Consider the following 19,487-nt stretch of genomic DNA (forward strand, 5'->3'; position numbering starts at 1 on the left):
CATTTTTCTGAATATATTGACATTCAACAGAAAAAAATGTTTTTTTCGAGCTTGAAAGTTGCGACAAGAGAATATATTATAATAAACTGTAGATATATTTCTTATTTCGATATTGTTATTAATTGTCTAGGATAGAGCGAGACATACGAATTATGTATAATAGTTTAACGTCAAATTCTTTTAGGTAAGATCAAGCTCGAAATGACTACTGCCTTATGATAAAGAACCTTTTAGCATCAGAAGATTATTTGCACTATTTCTTTAACAACAGGCTCTACCATTTTCTTCTTAAAAGGAGGCGTTTCACATGTTAAAACAGAGAGAACTTCATGAAACAGCAGAATTATACGAATTATTACGTCATCCGTCTGTGTTTCCATTCGTACGTCAGAAAGCGACTTCAGCTGAAGAGTATTTATTTATGACTAAACAATTAATAGAAGAAGAACAAAACGGATTAACGATTTCACGTACAATTGTAGATGATTGGGGTGCCCCAATCGGAACAATCAGTATTTTTGATATTCAAGATGGCGCCGGCTTTTTAGGAACATGGATCGGCAAACCATATCAAGGCATCGGTTATAATCAGAAAGCGAAATTAGCATTTTTAAATGAACTATTTTTCGACTATGATTTCCATACAGTTTTCTTACGCATCCGGGAAGAAAATGCACGCTCACAAGCAGCAGCATTAAAATTACCTTATGTAGTAGATGCCGAGCAATCAAATCCATCTCTTTTCGCAGAAATTAATCAAGGCGTAAATAAATTTCGTCTTTTTAAAATTCCAAAAGATCTGTTCTATTTAACAACTGCAAATACGCACGAGGAAACAGAAGAACAGGCAATGTAAAAAGGAAATTTTTACTAGTAACGTGATTACCTTCTTTACGCTTATATGTTAGAGGCGTCAAAAATATTCCTTAAACAAAACAAGGGGCTACCTTAAAAGTATGAACTTTTAGGTAACCCCTTTTTTAGTTATTATTTTTCATATTGAGTAATTAAGGCAACCATTTCTTTCGGAGTTTTCGGATGTTCGACTTCAAGCATGTGGTCGATCATTTCTTCCGCTTTCTCTTCAAGCTTTTGAATCGCTTGCATGAATGATGTTTTTGTCAATTTTTCCTCGTCCAATACTTGTGCAAAGCCTTGTTTTTTAAATAAGTTGGCATTTAAAATCTGATCGCCACGGCTTTTTGCAGCAGAAAGAGGAATGAGCAGCATCGGCTTATGCAATGCTAAAAATTCGAATATCGAGTTTGAACCAGCACGCGATACAACAAAATCTGTAGCATACAGTAAATCAGGCAATTCTGTCGTTACATATTCAAACTGAATGTAGCCTTGCAGATTTTCAAGTTTTTTGTCGGCGTTCCCTTTACCGCATAAATGGATAATCTGATATTTTTCAAGTAGCGCAGGCAAATTTTCACGAAGCACATCATTAATAATGACTGACCCTAAGCTGCCTCCCATGATAAGCAGAACTTTTTTTTCTGTTGTGAAGCCACATAATGTCAAGCCACGTTCACGATTGCCTTCAAATAGTTGCTGACGAATAATCGAGCCTGTGCAAGTCGATTTGTCGTTCGGTAAATGTTTCATCGTTTCTTTGAAAACCGTAAAGATATGGGAAGCGAACGGTAATGAAATTTTATTCGCTAATCCAGGCGTCACGTCCGATTCATGGACAACAACCGGAATATTTGCCAACTTTGCCGCAATAACGACAGGCACTGATACAAATCCGCCCTTAGAAAAGATGACAGTCGGCTTAACTTTTTTGATAATCGAAAAGGCTTGTGTAACCCCTGCCATTACTTTAAACGGATCTGTAAAATTCTGTACTGAAAAGTAACGACGCAGCTTTCCGCTCGAGATACTGTGATATGGTAATGAAGGAAAGGCGTTTGTTATAAGTTCCTTTTCAATCCCATCATGAGAGCCTATATAGTGGACATTATACCCCGCTTCCTGCAATGAAGGAATAATCGCTTCATTTAGTGATACGTGACCGGCCGTACCCCCGCCTGTTAAAATAATTGTTTTTTCGTTCATAAATTTCTCCTAACAAAGCAAATGTCATTGCCCCTATTTTATGCAACATGACATTTCAACATGCTTCGATAAATATCTTATTTATTTGATGTGATATTTTATTTTCAATGATTTTTAATACTATACTTTTTAATAGTTCATTTTAAATATTCAATAATCGTTCTAGTTTTACTATTCTAAAAAAATGATTTTATTTTTTATCACTTCTATTCCATCGAATTCTACACCCTTTTTTAAAAGGCTTTTAAAAGTATACCGTATATTGTAGCACATTTTGGCACTTTATAAAGCATTTCTCTAAAAATGAGTGTATTCGCATATAAAATTATAAAGTCCAAAAGAAATAATAAATATTCGATAAAAGTATTTTTATTGTTTTAAGAATTCGATCATTAATTAAATAATAAAAAAACTACCCTTTTCATTGCGAAAAGGATAGCATCAGCAAATTATTTTTTAATAAATTGTTGTGTCCAAAAATTACCGTCCTGCACATAGCCTACACCAATATGAGTGAAGTCTTTATTTAAAATATTCGCTCGGTGACCTTCTGAATTCATCCATTCTTGTACAACTTCTTCAGGTGATTTTTGACCTTTAGCGATGTTTTCACCGGCAGATTTATAAGCAATACCTAATGCTTTCAATCGATCAAACGGGCTGCCGAATGTTGGTGATGTATGAGAGAAGTAATTTTTATCTTTCATATCTTGAGATTTCTCGCGTGCCGCTGCCATTAATGGACGGTCGATTTGTAATGCACTTAAACCGTTTTTAGCACGTTCTGCGTTTGTTAATGCAACAACTTTTTCTTCAATCGCTAAAATTTGATCTGTAGCTGTCGTTTCTTTATCTTCTTGAGCTGGTGCCAGTTCAGTTTTAGTTTGTGTAGCAGGTGTTTGTGATGTTGTTTCAGTCGTTGTAGGAGCTTTTGGAGTTTCGTTGTTTACAACATTTGTTGGCTTTTTTCCTACTTCCTTGCTAACCTCTTTGTTTGTTTCCTTATTAACTTCTTTATTTATTTCTTTGTCAGCCTCTTTAGAATTCTCTTTGCTTACTTCTGCTGAAGCCGGTTTTTTAACTTTATTTGATGACACTTCCTGTTTAGTAACTTTCCAATTTTGAGGTGTCGTTTTTACAAGTTTATAGAAATTGTTAAGATTTATATTATAGTCATTCGCTAATTGAATGTGATTTGAAGTTGTTGTTGTTTTGCCCCCTTCAGTTGCATTTGCACTTGCATTCGCAACGGGTGCTTGAGTTGCAAAAAGTATTACTGCACAAAATGGTAGAACTAATTTTTTCATTTTGTACGCCTCCTTTCGTGATTTCATCGTAAATGAAAAATCGAAGAAAAAAAGGCCTATAAATTGGTAAACTGTCCATCTACCAACTTATTAGCCTTAAAATCTTATATTTTATTCATATTTTGCGATAAATTTTTCCAATTTCCTCAAACATTTCATTTGAAAAGCTATTGACGAATTATGATAGAGAGATAATTTCTAGTTTATTAATGTTTTCACCAATGATGACTAAGTTCGGTTCCATCTTTATATATTCCGGCAGCCATTGGACCATTCCATAAGCATATTGGAACAGCAACGGATTTTTGATTCCCTCAATTGGAACATAGCCTTTCATACGGTAAACTGTATCCGGTAATGAGCGCACCCAGTTTTCAAACTGTTCTTGTGTAAAGCTTGTATCAAATCGAACGAGTCGAGAGCCTAAATTGAAGCTTTCACCAATACGGGCTGTCACGATGTCGCCTTTTGATATACGAGCAGTTGACTGCATATTTTGCAATAGCTTTAACGGAACACGGCCATTTGTCGTCTGAAGGATAAAGGCATTTGCATTAAACCCTTGCAGCTCATAAACTACTTTCGCTTGTTCCGATTCCGTAAGCAAGTCCGTTTTGTTGGCCAATAACAGATGAGCATGACGAATTTGCTCCATAAAAAGAGCGCGTACTTGCGGAGTAAGGCTTGTTCTGTCTAACCATAACCGACTGTCCGCCACCGTCACAATTCCTTTAATATTTAACTTATCCGCAAATAAAGGCGAATAGACCGCATCCAGTGCTTCCACAGGGTGTGCAGCCCCGGTTGTTTCTATTATAAGTACATCAAAATCCTGATCGTGTAAAAGCGATTGGATTTGCGCTTCCGTTTTTTCCGCCCCGCTACAGCAAATACAGCCTTCCAACATTTCCTTCAACGGAACATCCTGTTCCACCGCCTGTGAATCAAATGGCAGCTTGCCTAATTCGTTCATAATAACAGCAGGCTTCAAATTGGCCTCTTTCAATTGACGAATGACGTCGGTTAACATGGACGTTTTGCCGCTCCCTAAAAATCCGCTAAATAAATATACATCTTTCATATTTCCACTTCCTATAATAATGGGCTGGCAATAAAGTGTTTGTGCACTTTTTGCCAGCCCGCATTTTTTATTCGTTTGTTGTTTCTTCAGGCTTTATATCCAGTAATTCTTTCGCCTTTAAAATTTGAGGATCTTCTGTTTTCAGCTTTTCACTAATTGCATCCATTAAGGCATATGTTGTATCACCTGTTAAAATACCTGTCACTTCTAATTCATTATCTTGTTGATATGCTTTTATTGCCGCTTCAGTCTCTTCATCAAATTGTGTATCGACTTCACCTGGCTCATATCCTAATACTTCCAGAATACGCTCAGCTGTTTTGATTGACGCATGATTGGCATCCTGTTCATATTGCTGGCTCGGATCGATATATGGTAATGAAGCATAATCTGGATAGTCAACTTTCACATCCGGTGCAATTCCTTTTTCATTCACCCAGTTACCGTCAGGAGTTAACCATTTACCTGTTGTGAACTTCAAGTTTGCTCCGTCTTCCATATAAATGATTTCCTGCATCGTCCCTTTACCAAAGGAATTTAATCCAACGATTAGGGCACCTGCAGACTCTTTTAGTGCACCTGCCAAAATTTCAGAAGCAGAAGCACTTCCTTCATCGATTAATACTGTTATTGGAAGATTATATTTAGAACGATTGTCCGCGGCTACAATTTGTGGCGCTTCATCTCGTTCTTGAATTTGAACGATTTTTTTTCCTTCCTCTACAAACAAGTTTGAAATATCGATTGCCGCCTTTAAATAGCCGCCTGGATTTTGGCGTACATCTAAAACAATCCCTTTCATCCCTTGCTTTTCATATTCAATTAGCAGCTTTTCAAGTTCCACTGCTGTTTTTTCGCTGAAAGAAGTAATTTGGAAGTGTGCAATTCCTTCATCATCAATATCACCATATACAGTTTCTACAGGAATATCATCACGCACGATTGTCATATCAAAGCTTTCTGCATCTCCGCGTTGAATCGTCAGAGTGACTTCAGAACCTTTTTCACCGCGAATCAATAACACAGCTTCTGTAGAGCTCATGCCTTTGACACTTTTCCCGTCAACCGCCAGTACCATATCTTTCGGTTGTAAACCGGCTTTTTCGGCAGGTGTATTTTTAATAGGGGAAACAATCATTATATATCCATTTCGTTCTTGGATTTCCGCACCAATTCCTTGAAAACTTGAAGACAGGCTTTCATTAAATGAGCTTGCCTCATCTTTATTCATATAATCAGAATAAGGGTCACCCAATGCATCAAACATTCCGTTGATTGCACCATATACCACTTCTTCTTCATTTACGTCTTCATAATATTTTTGCTGAAGTGCATCATACGCATCATAAAGTTTTTTGAATTCCGCCCGTTCCACCGGTTCCTTTACATCCACAACTTTCTTTTCACCGAATGTTAATGCAAAAATTGTTAAACCGGCTGTACATAAAATTGTCAGGAAAATAACCATTATGAATGCAAATGGTTTCATTCGTAAATATTTCCCTGCCGGCTTTGTAATTTGCTCTTCGTTTAAACCGTTTTGATCCTCATCTCTTTTTTGTTCATCCATTTCAATTTCACCACTCTCATTTTTACACTGTCTGATGTCACACTATACCAATAATATCAGTTTACAAGCGACTAGAAAAGGATAGACGTCAATTTTTTTATTTCATTTCATATTAAATAGGAAAAAGCAGCGAATTCCGCCATAAAGCGGTCTCGCTGCTTGATTTATTATTCAGTTTTAGCTTCTTTTATAACTTCATTGGGTATATTGATCTCTTTTACTTCATCAAATTTCGAATAGACAATGTTCGCATCATTTTCAATCGTTGTTTCCTGACCTTCGACATTTGTGATGATTTTCAGATCCATATCCATTTCTTTTATATCAAACGTATCTTTGGCGACAACAATATTATATTGTGAATCTTCAAAGGACATATTTTCAAGAATTTCACCATCCATCTCAACTGATTCACCTAAGCTAGCACCCATTTGTGAAAGTATGAACTGCTTGAACTGGTCCCCTTCAATGTTCAGCGTCAACAAATAATTTTCATCATCCTGTTCAAAGCTGAAATCTTCGATAAATTGTTCCAACTGTTCGAGTTGCTCTGACGCATCTGCCTGGGCACCTGTTTGCGCTAATAGTTGTTCATACTGCTCATCAGGCAATTTCAGCCATTCATTCGTATCGCCATTAAACATGTAAAAGCCGTCTTCTTCTGTCATATACATTTCAATCGGCATTTCCATTTTATCATCGCCCATATCCATCTCAACTGTGCCTTTTGAATACATTGCCATCGGATTTTGCTGAATATCCATGGCCAAATTTGAGTTGCTCGTCATTTCCATCGTCTGACCATCCATCAAGAAGCTCGTCACTTGATCCATCTTTGTTTCTGCATGAACACTTTTCAAATTTTGCTGGCGCTGCATGGCATTCTCATATACTTGCTGTAACGTCAAATTGGCTTCGCTATCTGTACCTTCAACCGGTTCTGCTGTATCTCCACATCCTGCAACTAGTGCAATCGATAAAGTAGACATCGCGAATAAGTATCGTTTTTTCAAATGATTTCAACCCTTCCTGGATAAACTTCCCCTATCCATACCCTAATTTGGTGTATTAATATCTTTTATATGGAAATAAGATTAAATGAATTTTATTGTGGATTGAAAATATTATATGGATAGAGTGCATTTTATTAGAAAAGACGGATAAAATAAAAAGTGTCTACAGGCATAGACACTTTTTATTATTTACCAATTTAACTTAATACCGTATTGTTCATTCAAGAACACATGCAACTCTTTGTACGTGCAAAGGGCAATCCCGATGACAATTTCGTTTTCATTCATATCTTTTTCGATTTTGAGGTTGTTATCAAAAATGTGAAAGTTCATCGGCAAAGCTTTAATATCCACACTAATGTTATGTGCGGCTTTGTTGCGCCAATAATTCAGCAACCATAAGTTTTCGAACAATTTTTGTTCGATTAAGCCTAATGCATAAACAGAATATACTTTAGTGCTGTAATTGGAGCTCGCCATCGGGATATAAGCTGTCTGATCCTTGAAGCTGCGTACTTTCGGCAGCTTTTCCTGGATCAAATGGTTAATGGCATTTTCACAAAACAGACTAACTGTGACAATATTCGCTAATGGATCCACTGTGCTTGAGATTCGATCAACAAATTTCTTCGCTACTTCCTGACTCATCCCCTCACTCCTTTTACTTTTTTTGGCCGTCATCTTATGTGTTTTAAAATTGTCGGTATCTCAGTTTGCCCAGAACACAAATTCGATATGCCAAACATCCGCTAAGAAATTTTTTTGGAATTTTATACGGTTCATTTTAGAAAAAACACATCGTAGTTGATGATGTGTAAGAACATACAGGATTAAATTACTAAAAATAAAAAAAGCACTTAATAAGCGCAAGTTGGCCTATTAAGTGCTTATGATTTTGTGATTAGTCTTGAATCGCCGCTTCCAACGCAATTACCATCATATCATTGAATGTTGTTTGGCGTTCTTCTGAAGTTGTTACTTCACCTGTTAAAATGTGGTCAGATACTGTTAGGACTGTTAAAGCTTGACGACCGAATTTAGCTGCTAATGTGTATAGTGCTGATGTTTCCATTTCAACAGCTAATACGCCATATTGCGCTAATTTTTCGTTTTGTGCTTCGTCAGAATAGAACATATCTGCAGTGAAGATATTTCCTACACGTACGTTTAAGTTCGCTTCTTTAGCAGCATTATAAGCTTTTAGTAGTAAATCAAAGTCTGCAGTTGGTGCATAGTCGATTGTACCGCCGAAAACAACTCGATTCATGTTTGAGTCTGTAGATGATGTTTGTGCAATAATAACGTCACGTACTTTCACGTCTTTTTGAATCGCACCACAAGTACCTACACGGATCAGTTTCTGTACACCGTATTCTTGCATTAATTCAGTCGCATAAATTGAAATTGATGGTACACCCATGCCTGTCCCTTGTACAGAAACACGTTTTCCTTTATACGTACCTGTGTAGCCAAGAATATTACGTACTTCGTTATATTGTACAACATCTTCTAAAAATGTTTCGGCAATATATTTTGCACGTAATGGATCTCCTGGTAATAGTACAATTTCTGCAATGTCGCCTTTTTTGGCATTAATATGAACGCTCATCAAAAAACCTCTTTTCATCATAATTCTTTTAAATTGTAAACGTTTTCGTATAAACATTCAATCGTTAGACGTCTTGCATCACAAAATAATTTGCATAAAAAACAATATTTGGACAAAATAACGAATTTTTTACGAAGGCGCGTCTTATTTCACTATACCCCATTTGGCGTATTGCATGCAAAACATTGCTTATGCTGAAAATTTATTTTCATATAGGTCCCATAATTGGTCAAAAGCACCTATTGTCATATATTCATCGGATTGAAATTCAATATAATTCGTAAGTTCTTCGAAGCTGTCGGACATTTTTGGAAAGGCATGATCGAGAAACATGCTTTCGGCAAAACGTACTTTTTCGTCCGACCACTCTCCCCCTCTAAATGTTAGTGCAAAATGATAAAATGATTTTTCCAAAATTTTCCCTCCTTTATACATTTTTTCACAATATATAGTGTAAATTTCCCATTCATGTAGTAAAATAGTTAAATATTGATTTTTCAGAAAGTGGTGAATTATTTGCGAAATAGCAAGAAAACTAAACCTAATAAAGAAAAACTAAGGAAAAATCCTATTAAACCGAAAGCCCTACTTCACTTCTTCCACCTAATACGAGGGAAGATTTTAATTACTTTCACTATTCTAATGGCAATTATTATCTCTATGCAAATTTTGTCGTATATTAATATAACAAACTTGGAAAATAACTTGCGAGAATTTGCAGCAGAAAATTTAAAACAGCAAATGCATATTAATAGTTTAGCTTCCGATATTGCGAAGCTTTCAAGTCATGAACAAACTTACTTAATTACAGGCGACGAAAAATTTCTTCAATTATATGAAGAGACAAAGGAACGAATACATACAAATTTAACATCCGTTGAAACGTCATTTAAAAATCAGGATGAAGAGCTTAAAATCGTCGGGTTAATCCAACAGTTTTACGCTAATTATTTATCCTATTCTAAATCGACAATTGAAGTCCGTCAAAAATATGGCTATGAAAATGCCGCTAAACTTTTTGCAAATAGCGGAAGTCAAAATTTCAAAGGTTATATTGATGAAAACACAGAAAAACTGATTCAAATACTTGAACAGCGCAATGAAAAAACCATTTCAGACTTGGAACAGTTTGCATTCGCCTCTAAAATAATGATTTCGGCCTTAACAGGTGTTGCAGTTATTTTAACTATTTCATTAGGTTATATATTATCGAAATCAATCCGGAGAAATACGAAAAAGATCAATGAATCAATACTGGATATCGCCCAGGCTGGCGGTGACTTAACACGCCGCGTAAATGTTAAAACAAAGGACGAATTTTCTATTATAGGAGATTCCACGAATATTTTAATCGACTCGATCTCTGCATTGATTAAACGCGTTTCAAACCTTGCCGATAATGTTTCCGGTAGTTCACAGGAATTAATGGCCCTTGCTGATGAAAACGCTCGAACAATTGATTTTATTGCTGATTCTACGATGAACATCGCGAGCGACAGCAGTGAGATTCTAAACAGTATAGGGAGTGCGGGTAATGAAATGCAGAAATTGGAACAATCGATGCACGTATTAGACGAAAAAGCACGAGAAGTTCAGCAAGCTGCATCTGAAATGAAAGAAGCTGCCCATAAAGGTAGCAGATCAGTAAACCATTCATCAATTGTCATGCTTGAAATCGAGGAAACAATGGCAACAACTTCTGATACGGTTGAAAAATTAGGGGAAAAATCAAAAAATATTACTTCAATTATTAGTACAATTACAGCGATTGCCGAACAAACAAACTTACTTGCTTTAAATGCGGCAATCGAGGCTGCTCGCGCCGGAGAACATGGACGAGGTTTTGCAGTTGTAGCGGCTGAAGTTCGTAAACTAGCCGAACAATCCCAAAAGGCAGCAAAAGAAGTTTCGGCAATAGTTGGATCTATTCAAACAGAGGTTAAGTCCATTATCGAACAAAATCACACAGGGGTAGAAAAAGTAATTCGTGGTGTGGAAGTGACGAATGAGACGACTAATTCTTTACAAAATATATTACTGCAAACAGAAAAAACATCTGATATCTTAACACAGATGGTTACTCAAATTGAACAAACCTTAAAAAATAGTCACGGTGTGACAACTTCGTTCGTACATGTTGCCGCAATTGCTGATAATACTGCTGTCAATACGGAACGCAGTGCAGCTGCCGCATCTCAAGGATCTGCTTCCATGGAAGAAATCAATGCATCCGCCGTGGAATTGGCCTCACAAGCGGATCACCTGCGAAGTGTTGTCAATGAATTTAAAATCTAGTATAGAAAAACTCGCTCATGGGTCATTCCATAAGCGAGTTCTTTTTATTCAAACAGTGATTTATATTCACCGAAGCCTTCTTTTTCGAGGTCCTCCACCGGTATAAAGCGCAATGCAGCTGAATTGATGCAATAACGCAATCCGCCTAATTCTTGCGGACCATCCGGAAATACGTGCCCTAAATGGGAATCGGCTGTTTTACTGCGGACTTCCACACGACGCATACCGTGCGACGTATCAAAATGCTCAGTTACCTCTACTTGCTCAATCGGCTTTGAAAATGATGGCCAGCCACAGCCTGCATCATATTTGTCTTTTGAGCTGAAAAGAGGCTTTCCTGAAACGATATCCACATAAATACCATCTTTGAAAACGTCATTGTATTCATTGCGGAATGGAGGTTCCGTTCCTTGATTTTGTGTTACATGATACTGCATTTCTGTTAACTCTTTTAAACGTTGCTCTTTATTCATTTATTTCGCCCCCCAGTATTTTTCAATAAATCCTGCACGCCCAGAACCAACCGAATATCGTTCGTAATGTGCCGGGTTCTTCTTATAGTAGTGCTGATGATAATCTTCCGCTGTGTAGAACGGCTTCGCTTCAAGGATTTTAACGGTAATCGGTGATTTGAATTTTCCGCTTGCCTCCAGTTTGGACTTGGATAATTCGGCAATCTGCTTTTGGACATCATCATGGTAAAAAATTGCCGTTGTGTATGATTCGCCACGATCATAAAATTGACCGCCCGCATCTGTCGGGTCGATCAGTGTCCAATAAAGTTCAACCAGTTTTTCGTATGGATAAATTTCAGGATCAAACGTAATTTGAACTGCCTCAAGATGGCCCGTTGTTTCACTGCATACTTGTTCGTATGTCGGGTTTTCAACATGCCCGCCCGTATAACCGGAAACAACTTCTATAATACCGGGCTGTTGATCAAACGGCTTTACCATACACCAGAAGCAGCCCCCTGCAAATGTCGCTTTTTCATATGCCATAAAAATTACCTCCTATTTTACTTCGTCTGGTTTGGAATAACTACTTCCAATTCTATTTTATCATTTGGTAAATCAATTTCCTTCGCCCGCACTCTGGAACCACTTGCGATATTTATGCGAGACAGATCCACATAAATTTCTTCGTCATTTGGTTTAACCGTAATCCAATTTGGAAAATTAACCGCATCATCAATCATTTTCAGAACGGTTTTCGGAGGAATATTTACCTTGCCGACGTGAACAGCTTCTTGACTCAGTGTAATATTACCGTTATTTACAACAGGAATAAAGTCCATCTGAATCGGCAAATCGATATTAAAAACAGTTAATGTACTGTATAAATAAATTTTATCATCCACTGTAAGCTCTACCGGAACCGGTGACTGGTTCATAGCTTCTGATAAATATTGTTTTGCGATTGCTTCAAATTCTTTAGCTGTCGTTTCCACAGTCAATATATTGCCCTCAACCGGGAGTGATGGCTGTTCTGTTGCTTGTTTAACGTCAGCAGTTATTAAATAGAGCAATGTGGCAAATGTTATGAGTACTGCTCCAGCCAATAATAAAAATGCGACTTTCCATTTGTTCATCTTCTCACTCCTCAAATCCTAATAAACCGTCTGACATCTGCTCAATATCACATTGTTGCATGGTTTCAATGATGCGTTTTGTCATACCATCATATCCTGTGCTATTCGGATGAAAGAAGTCTACATGATATACCATATCCTCATTTGAGACAAATAAATCCTCTACAGATACGAAACACGCATTTTCATCTGTGGCAGCAAGCTTTTCGATTTCATCATTCCACTCCGAAATAATCGGATCAAAAGGTGTAATCTCATCGACTACGATTGAAAAGGGATTATAAAATCCAACTAAAATAATTGGGGCATCAGGATTTATTTTACGGATTTCTGCAATGACTTGCTCGTAGCGTTCAGCAAATCGGGGCAATTCCTTATCAAACATAGACTTTTTCATTGAAAATAAATTCTTTTTTACAATTTTCATTACATCATTACCGCCGAGCGTAATCGTGATCAGATTTGCTTTTTGCAGCTCTTCTTCATAGTGGCCACGCTCTAGTAAACTTAACAGCTGGTCACTGCGTCTACCATTTTTACCTCGATTATCGAGTTCCACTTCCTCTACCATCGGCCATTTTTCCAGCTCCTGCTGCAGGCGAATTGTATAACCATAATCCTGGGTTTCGTCTCCAACACCACGTGTAAGCGAATCACCTAATGCTAAATAATAAACCGATTGTGCATCTTCTTCCTTACGATCAGACCAGTCTAGTTGAAATACATCATTTATAATATCAAAAAAGCTCGTATTAATTGTTTCTTCGTTTTCGGCTTCTTCTTCTGATATAGACAAATCATTGTTTTCATTGGATGAATTGTCGGATTGTTGTGCTTCTTCTATTTGTGGGTCAATTGTAACGGAGCATGCGGACAAGAAAATGACAGCTAATGATGTAAGTACTAACCGCCACATGCAACTTCCCCCTTTTTATTTTGTTATTTCATTATAAAATATTTTCCCCGCCTTTAGGAATGATTTGCCTATAAAAATAGTGATATATCAGAAAATATTTTTTCACTTTATAAAAAAAGTAATTCTAAAGTCAGTATCCTTTAGAATTACCTTTTAACTATTCTGTATAATAAATAAAGCCGATTGCACCTTCACCTGTATGTGTACTAATAACCGGTGAAGTAAAGGCAACTTCAACTTGTCCTGTATAACCTGTTGCTTTTACCTGTTCGATTAACGGATTCACTAATGTATCCATTGCATTCGCATGAGAGATCGCAACACCTGCTACTTTTTTACCTTGGGTATCCTTTTCAAATTCACTCATTAAATATTTCACCACTTGCTTATAGCTGCGCGGTTTTGCACAAATCGTCACTTCCCCAATATCTAAGTGACCAATTGGCTTAATATTCAATAAAGAACTAACGACTGCCTTACCTTTTCCGATTCGGCCGCCTTTTACCATGTTCTCCAATGTGTCCAATGCAACAAAAAGACGTGTGTTTTCACGTACACGATTCACACCAGCAACAATTTCCTCCACTGAAGCACCTGCATTACGTAGACGGATCGCTTCACGAAGCTGGAATGCTAACCCAAAAGCGATATAACGCGAATCCATTACGGTTACGTCAGAATCAGTCATTTGAGAAGCTTGATTAGCTGACTGATATGTACCGCTCATACTTCCTGTCATATGGATTGATATAATTTTTGAACTGTCTTTTCCAAGCTCGTCATATAATTCTTTAAATACACCAGGAGACGGTTGAGAACTTTTCGGAAGTTCTTTTGCTGTTTTTAATAATTTAATAAATGTATCCGGTTGCAAATTTACACGATCTGTATACGTTTTATCATCAATTTGAACTGTTAGTGGTACTACATGAATTCCATGTTCCTGAATTTCCGCGTCTGTTAAATCGCAAGTTGAATCTGTTACGATATGAATTTGACTCAAAGAAAACACATCCTTTTTCTATCTTCCTTACTATTATAAAGAAATCATATTTGTTTACCAATATGACATTTGTCATTGAAGAATAACCCAGTTTATCACTATTTTCATATGACATATAGCAGTATAACATCATGACATCTATCTATCACGAATATTATGAATAAGAATTATACTAATATAAAGGAGCGTGATGACTCATGCACAATTTAGACGTATTTGACTATAAAAACTGGAAAGAAGAACTTTGGAATGCCATAACACATGGTGTAGGACTTGCCATCAGCATACCTGCTTGCATACTATTAATAATTCATTCAGCAGTTAATGGCACCGCAGTACATATTACTTCCTACGCTATTTTTGGCTCATCCTTGATTTTACTATTTTTAATGTCGACATTATTACATAGTGTTCCTGAAAAATATAAACGGTTCTTTTCTATACTGGACCATTCTTCAATATATATATTGATTGCTGGTACTTATACCCCGTTTCTACTTGTAGCAATCGGAGGTATGACAGGCATTGTAATGTTATGCATTATTTGGTTTATTGCAATATTAGGCGTTGTATTCAAATGTTTGTTCATTCATCGATTCGAAAAATTATCATTGATGCTTTATATTTTCATGGGCTGGCTTATCATTTTCGCCATTCGACCATTATATGAATATTTGTCGTTTGATGGTTTTATGCTCATGCTTATTGGCGGACTGCTATTTACATTTGGCGCAATTTTTTATGCGTGGACACGCCTTCCGTACAATCATGCAATTTGGCATTTATTCGTCATTGCAGGCTGTGGATGTATGGTGGCTTGTGTATATATTTATTTAATATAAAAGTAAAGGACGTGCTAAAGTTTAATTCAGCACGTCCTTTTGTTTTAAAAGCTATTTTTCATAAATACAGTACTGGAACCTATATCCGTCTTCAGACTCGATCGGCTCGAGACATGAGACCTTCTTCCAGTCATCGTATGATGGGAAATAAGTGTCCCCTTTAAAACTATGGTTGATAAAGGTAATATATAATCGATCGGCAATCGTCATAGACTGCTCAAATATTTGAGCACCGCCAATGATCATCACTTCTTCTTCACCTTCAACAAGCGCCAAAGCTTCTTTTAGGCTTCTTACCACTTCAATTCCTTCTGCTGTAAAGTCTTCATTTCTTGTAATGACAATATTTCGGCGTCCCGGCAAAGGTCGTCCAATTGAATCGTATGTTTTACGGCCCATAATCATTGGTTTGCCCATTGTCATTTCTTTAAAGTATTTCAAATCCCCCGGTAAATACCATGGCAAATCGTTTTGATAGCCAATGACCCGGTTTTCATCATGTGCAACGATTAATGAAATCATTGAGATCCCCCTTTATACCGCAATCGGTGCTTTAATTGTTGGATGCGGATGATAGCCTTCCAGCGAAATATCTTCCATTTCAAAATCAAAGATCGATTGCTTTTCTTGGTTTAACTTTAAGATCGGCAATTGCTTCGGTTCACGTGTAAGCTGTTCTTTTACTTGTTCAAAATGATTTGAATAAATATGGGTATCTGCCATGCTATGCACAAACTCACCTAATTCAAGCCCACATTCATGTGCAATTAAATGCGTCAGCAATGCATAGCTCGCAATGTTAAAAGGCACCCCTAGAAATGTATCTGCACTGCGCTGTGTAAGCATACAGCTCAATTTACCGTCAGCTACGTAAAACTGGAACATTACGTGACATGGCGGTAAAGCCGCTTTACTGCCCTTTCCTCCTGCATCAATCACGTCTTCCGGGTTCCATGCATTCACGATAATACGACGCGAATCCGGATTATGTTTAATTAAATCGATTGCATCTTGTAATTGATCAATCGATTCACCTTCTGAAGTTGTCCAATTACGCCACTGCTTTCCGTAAACATTACCCAAATCTCCGTATTTAAAAGCAAACTCATCATCATATAATACACGTTCACAAAATGAAGAGATCTCTGTTTGATACTGTTCATTAAACTCTTCATCAATAAGGGAGCGTCGTCCAAAGTCGGTCATGTCTGGTCCGCTGTACTCTTCTGATTCTACCCATTTTTTAAATGCCCATTCATCCCAAATATGGTTATTGTTCTGAAGTAAATAGCGGATATTCGTATCGCCTTTAATAAACCATAGAAGTTCACTTGCTACTAGCTTGAATGGAACGCGCTTAGTCGTTAGAAGCGGAAAGCCTTCCTGTAAATTAAAGCGCATCTGATAGCCGAAAACGCTGCGTGTCCCTGTTCCTGTACGGTCAGATTTATCGGTACCGTTGTCCAAAATATATTGCAATAAATTTAAGTATGTATGATCTGCATGTGCCAATGTTTTCACTCCTATAGAATATTCTCCGTTTATTATATAGACTTATTCCGAGAAAAACACGTGAATCTGCAAAATCGCTCGAAAAGCCTACAAAGCGAAAATTTATTAATGATTCAAATAAAACAATATGTATAAAAAAAGGCACAATAAAAGGCGCTACTCGTATTTCGTCTGCTGAGTAGCGCCTTTAGTCAAATGTGTCTAAGTCATCGTATAGCTCAATCGTTTGCGTCAATTTTTATGTTGCCTCCTTAAGAATTGTTTTGTTGTTTTCCAGAATTTGAATCATTTGCAGTAAAATTTTGTCCTCAATTTTTTGAGTACCATTTACTTCTTTCGCAATAATTTTTGTTAATTCCAAAATTGTATTTACGTCGAGCTTATGTTTTTCCGCTAATTGGAATGCTCGCCCTAACTGACCGGTTATCATCGGCAGTCCTCCTTTTTACTATAGTATACAAATATTATACCTCGAGTTACATAAAAATTCACCTTTAATTTTTAAATTTTTTGTAAATTACTTAAAAAAATAAAGGTTCTTTTTTCAGCCGCATAGTAATATTTTGATAAATCGCAGGATACTCTGTTTCCAACGTTAAATAAATAACTTTTGCTTTATTTATTACGAATCAGAACTATATATTTCGCTCTTTGTTGCTGCAGATATTAATTCCTATTTTTAATTATTTTTATTTTCAAAAGGACATTTTTATTCGTATTTTGATACATTTTCTTTTTTTAAAAAGAAGTATAAACTAACGGTTCCCGGGAAAAATACGAGCAGAAATAGATACTTGAATTTCTTTAGTATGTGTTTTTTACATACCGAATGAACTTCTTTATCTAAAATAAAGGAGATGTTATAAATGGGAGCATTATATAGAATTGCCCTCGTACTTGTAATTATTGGAGCTATTAACTGGGGACTTATCGGGTTTTTCAAATTTGATTTAGTCGCATCTTTATTTGGCGGACAAACTGCCGGATTATCACGAATTGTTTATGCACTTGTCGGTCTAGCCGGTCTTGCATGCATTCCGCTGTTAATGAAAAACCTTGATGAAGAGGACAATGCAACCGTTACTCATACAAGAGCAACTAACAGACCGAATTATAATATGGAAGCTGGAAAAGAAGCCGATTTCTCAGAATACGCAAAGCAAAAAAACAAAAACAACAATAACGACAATAACGAGAAGTAATTCAGAAATAATTCAAAAGCAAATGACCAGGCTCAGTAATGAGTACCTGGTCTTTTTAGCTTATTCAGAACTTTATCTTGGGATTAAGTAAAAAGCTCATCTCTTCGCATATATTTTCCTACTTATAATAAACCGGTTATTATTTTTATCCATCCGAAAATAGAGGTCCATAATATAATGCTTAAAATCAGACCATTCAATAAACCTAAGAAAAATCTGTGTTCCAAGATTACCACTCCTTAAATTAAAGGTTTGCCAATCGGAGACTATTTAAGCTTTGATTCCTTAGGTTTCTTTTGGTAATGGATGGAAAGCATAGTTTTAACCAAAGCGACCGTGGAGTACATTTGCTGTACATAAAAAAACACCCGACCAGTAGGCGGCGGGTGCTGCATATTGCTATGATAACCATTTAGGCGGTGTGTTTTTGCTCCAGTAAATCTCGCCAAGGTCGTAATGCTTTGAATAGTTGTCTTCAAACGTATGATAGTGGAAATTGTAGTAGTAGCCATCAAAAGGACGGTTCTCTGTTCGAACATGGAAGCGAATTACGTCAGTTTTTGATTTGCTGTCAACAATGTGGAAGATTTTTTCTGAGTAATCACCACTCGGTTTTTCGGAAACCGTTAAGTTACGCAGTTTTTCATCGCCAACTCGTTCCACTGTCATTGCAATAGCTTCTTCGATTTTCGGAAAAATATTTGTTTCGAATTGTTGTTCAATAACCGGTCCGACTTTTGTTCCAAATTTTATGTATGATTGTTCTTTTGCAGCAGACACAAAGTCATCCGTAGTTGGCAGCGGTTTTTCATCAACGATAATATCATCCAACTGATAGGCAGCTGAAATATGGTTGTCGCTTGGACGATCCAATACCGATTTGTCATGACGTTCTTCATCAAAATTTGCCCAAATTTCATGCTTTGGTGTAATTAAACCAAACGATAACAACGCGACAGAAACAACGAGAGATTTGTAAATCCATTTCTTCAAGTCTATCACCCACTTTTATTATGTATAATTTTAAAACGCTCTTACTAATATATACGAATATTATAACAAATAGTTTCATCTTTATTGTAATCATTGTACAATAAAAAAGGAAGATATTGTAGGTTATATTGAGGGAGGTTTTAAAAAATGGACATTGTTATGGGTCTTGGATTATTACTAATGCTTGGGTATATGACTTCTTTATGCTTCACGGACTAATATTTTTTAATGTGCCATCCAAACCGATTTGGATTGTTTTTATTCGGAGAATTGGACAAGGGGCCCCCAAATATTGGGGACCCCTTTAGTATTTAATAGATAGATTTATAAATAAATGAAAGTCTCAACCCGATCATCCGGGGAATTTATATTTATTCGGAGTGCACAACTCCAGTTTTAACCGCGGTAAAATTCTACTAATCTCTTCTAACTTAAGCAACATAGTCCCAACCTGCTACTATGTCCTTGCAGCCCTGAAGCTTGCGCCAG

General features: G+C 36.7%; 21 protein-coding genes. 4 read left to right on the forward strand and 17 right to left on the reverse strand.

All coding sequences use genetic code 11. The annotated features are described in order from the left end of the window. The first annotated feature begins 307 nt into the window (after nt 1–307). On the forward strand, nt 308–856 hold the full coding sequence (locus tag AC0VXV_RS09865; protein ID WP_475527965.1) for a GNAT family N-acetyltransferase: 549 nt from the start codon (nt 308–310) through the stop codon (nt 854–856). A 131-nt stretch (nt 857–987) separates the two neighbouring features. Here AC0VXV_RS09865 and AC0VXV_RS09870 read toward each other — a convergent pair whose 3' ends face one another. The 8 genes from AC0VXV_RS09870 to AC0VXV_RS09905 form a co-directional block, all read right to left on the reverse strand. Then, the gene (locus tag AC0VXV_RS09870; protein WP_475527966.1) at nt 988–2,064 is read right to left on the reverse strand and encodes an undecaprenyldiphospho-muramoylpentapeptide beta-N-acetylglucosaminyltransferase; all 1,077 of its coding nucleotides are present in this window, start codon (nt 2,062–2,064) and stop codon (nt 988–990) included. Between the two features lie 449 nt (nt 2,065–2,513). Beyond that, the gene (locus AC0VXV_RS09875) at nt 2,514–3,371 is read right to left on the reverse strand and encodes a CAP domain-containing protein (protein WP_475527967.1); all 858 of its coding nucleotides are present in this window, start codon (nt 3,369–3,371) and stop codon (nt 2,514–2,516) included. Nucleotides 3,372–3,549: 178 nt separating this feature from the next. After that, complete coding sequence (locus AC0VXV_RS09880) at nt 3,550–4,452, reverse strand: CobW family GTP-binding protein (RefSeq protein ID WP_475527968.1); 903 nt, start codon at nt 4,450–4,452, stop codon at nt 3,550–3,552. Between the two features lie 67 nt (nt 4,453–4,519). Further along, nucleotides 4,520–6,022, reverse strand: coding sequence for a lmo1851 family serine protease (locus AC0VXV_RS09885; RefSeq protein ID WP_475527969.1), 1,503 nt, complete (start codon nt 6,020–6,022; stop codon nt 4,520–4,522). Between the two features lie 167 nt (nt 6,023–6,189). Next, nucleotides 6,190–7,035: a DUF6612 family protein gene (locus AC0VXV_RS09890; RefSeq protein ID WP_475527970.1), complete on the reverse strand. Its 846-nt coding sequence runs from the start codon at nt 7,033–7,035 to the stop codon at nt 6,190–6,192. A gap of 189 nt (nt 7,036–7,224) precedes the next feature. Then, nucleotides 7,225–7,683: an RND transporter gene (locus tag AC0VXV_RS09895; RefSeq protein WP_475527972.1), complete on the reverse strand. Its 459-nt coding sequence runs from the start codon at nt 7,681–7,683 to the stop codon at nt 7,225–7,227. Between the two features lie 253 nt (nt 7,684–7,936). Further along, entirely contained in the window at nt 7,937–8,644 is a 708-nt protein-coding gene (deoD, locus tag AC0VXV_RS09900) for a purine-nucleoside phosphorylase (protein ID WP_251687817.1), read from the reverse strand. Between the two features lie 189 nt (nt 8,645–8,833). Further along, on the reverse strand, nt 8,834–9,058 hold the full coding sequence (locus AC0VXV_RS09905) for a YozE family protein (RefSeq protein WP_475527974.1): 225 nt from the start codon (nt 9,056–9,058) through the stop codon (nt 8,834–8,836). A 93-nt stretch (nt 9,059–9,151) separates the two neighbouring features. Here AC0VXV_RS09905 and AC0VXV_RS09910 point away from each other — a divergent pair, with 93 nt between their 5' ends. Continuing rightward, nucleotides 9,152–10,939 (forward strand): methyl-accepting chemotaxis protein, encoded by a 1,788-nt coding sequence (locus tag AC0VXV_RS09910; RefSeq protein WP_475531441.1) that lies wholly within the window; start codon nt 9,152–9,154, stop codon nt 10,937–10,939. Nucleotides 10,940–10,983: 44 nt separating this feature from the next. On the opposite strand, the gene msrB is transcribed toward AC0VXV_RS09910, so the two are convergent. The 5 genes from msrB to AC0VXV_RS09935 form a co-directional block, all read right to left on the reverse strand. Beyond that, a complete protein-coding gene (msrB, locus tag AC0VXV_RS09915; protein WP_475527976.1) occupies nt 10,984–11,412 on the reverse strand; it encodes a peptide-methionine (R)-S-oxide reductase MsrB in 429 nt (142 codons plus the stop codon). After that, nucleotides 11,413–11,940, reverse strand: a complete 528-nt coding sequence (msrA, locus tag AC0VXV_RS09920; RefSeq protein WP_475527978.1) for a peptide-methionine (S)-S-oxide reductase MsrA — start codon at nt 11,938–11,940, stop codon at nt 11,413–11,415. Between the two features lie 17 nt (nt 11,941–11,957). Continuing rightward, nucleotides 11,958–12,530, reverse strand: a complete 573-nt coding sequence (locus tag AC0VXV_RS09925; RefSeq protein ID WP_475527979.1) for a YpmS family protein — start codon at nt 12,528–12,530, stop codon at nt 11,958–11,960. A 4-nt stretch (nt 12,531–12,534) separates the two neighbouring features. After that, nucleotides 12,535–13,446: a GDSL-type esterase/lipase family protein gene (locus AC0VXV_RS09930; RefSeq protein ID WP_475527980.1), complete on the reverse strand. Its 912-nt coding sequence runs from the start codon at nt 13,444–13,446 to the stop codon at nt 12,535–12,537. A 157-nt stretch (nt 13,447–13,603) separates the two neighbouring features. Beyond that, nucleotides 13,604–14,449 carry a DegV family protein gene (locus AC0VXV_RS09935; protein ID WP_475527981.1) on the reverse strand — a complete coding sequence of 282 codons (846 nt, stop codon included), beginning with the start codon at nt 14,447–14,449 and terminating at the stop codon, nt 13,604–13,606. A 197-nt stretch (nt 14,450–14,646) separates the two neighbouring features. Here AC0VXV_RS09935 and trhA point away from each other — a divergent pair, with 197 nt between their 5' ends. Then, nucleotides 14,647–15,291 (forward strand): PAQR family membrane homeostasis protein TrhA, encoded by a 645-nt coding sequence (gene trhA, locus AC0VXV_RS09940; protein WP_475527982.1) that lies wholly within the window; start codon nt 14,647–14,649, stop codon nt 15,289–15,291. 51 nt (nt 15,292–15,342) lie between these two features. Here trhA and AC0VXV_RS09945 read toward each other — a convergent pair whose 3' ends face one another. From AC0VXV_RS09945 to AC0VXV_RS09955, 3 genes are all read right to left on the reverse strand, one after another. Further along, complete coding sequence (locus tag AC0VXV_RS09945) at nt 15,343–15,813, reverse strand: dihydrofolate reductase (RefSeq protein ID WP_475527984.1); 471 nt, start codon at nt 15,811–15,813, stop codon at nt 15,343–15,345. 12 nt (nt 15,814–15,825) lie between these two features. Beyond that, nucleotides 15,826–16,803 (reverse strand): thymidylate synthase, encoded by a 978-nt coding sequence (locus tag AC0VXV_RS09950; protein ID WP_475527985.1) that lies wholly within the window; start codon nt 16,801–16,803, stop codon nt 15,826–15,828. A 238-nt stretch (nt 16,804–17,041) separates the two neighbouring features. Beyond that, nucleotides 17,042–17,233 carry an ABC transporter permease gene (locus tag AC0VXV_RS09955; RefSeq protein WP_475527986.1) on the reverse strand — a complete coding sequence of 64 codons (192 nt, stop codon included), beginning with the start codon at nt 17,231–17,233 and terminating at the stop codon, nt 17,042–17,044. A gap of 436 nt (nt 17,234–17,669) precedes the next feature. On the opposite strand from AC0VXV_RS09955, the gene AC0VXV_RS09960 reads away from it, so the two are divergent. Next, nucleotides 17,670–18,005, forward strand: coding sequence for a DUF378 domain-containing protein (locus tag AC0VXV_RS09960; RefSeq protein ID WP_475527987.1), 336 nt, complete (start codon nt 17,670–17,672; stop codon nt 18,003–18,005). 399 nt (nt 18,006–18,404) lie between these two features. Here AC0VXV_RS09960 and AC0VXV_RS09965 read toward each other — a convergent pair whose 3' ends face one another. Continuing rightward, the gene (locus AC0VXV_RS09965; protein WP_475527988.1) at nt 18,405–18,998 is read right to left on the reverse strand and encodes a YpjP family protein; all 594 of its coding nucleotides are present in this window, start codon (nt 18,996–18,998) and stop codon (nt 18,405–18,407) included. Between the last annotated feature and the right edge of the window lie 489 nt (nt 18,999–19,487).

The organism is Solibacillus sp. iso_87, assembly GCF_056173085.1.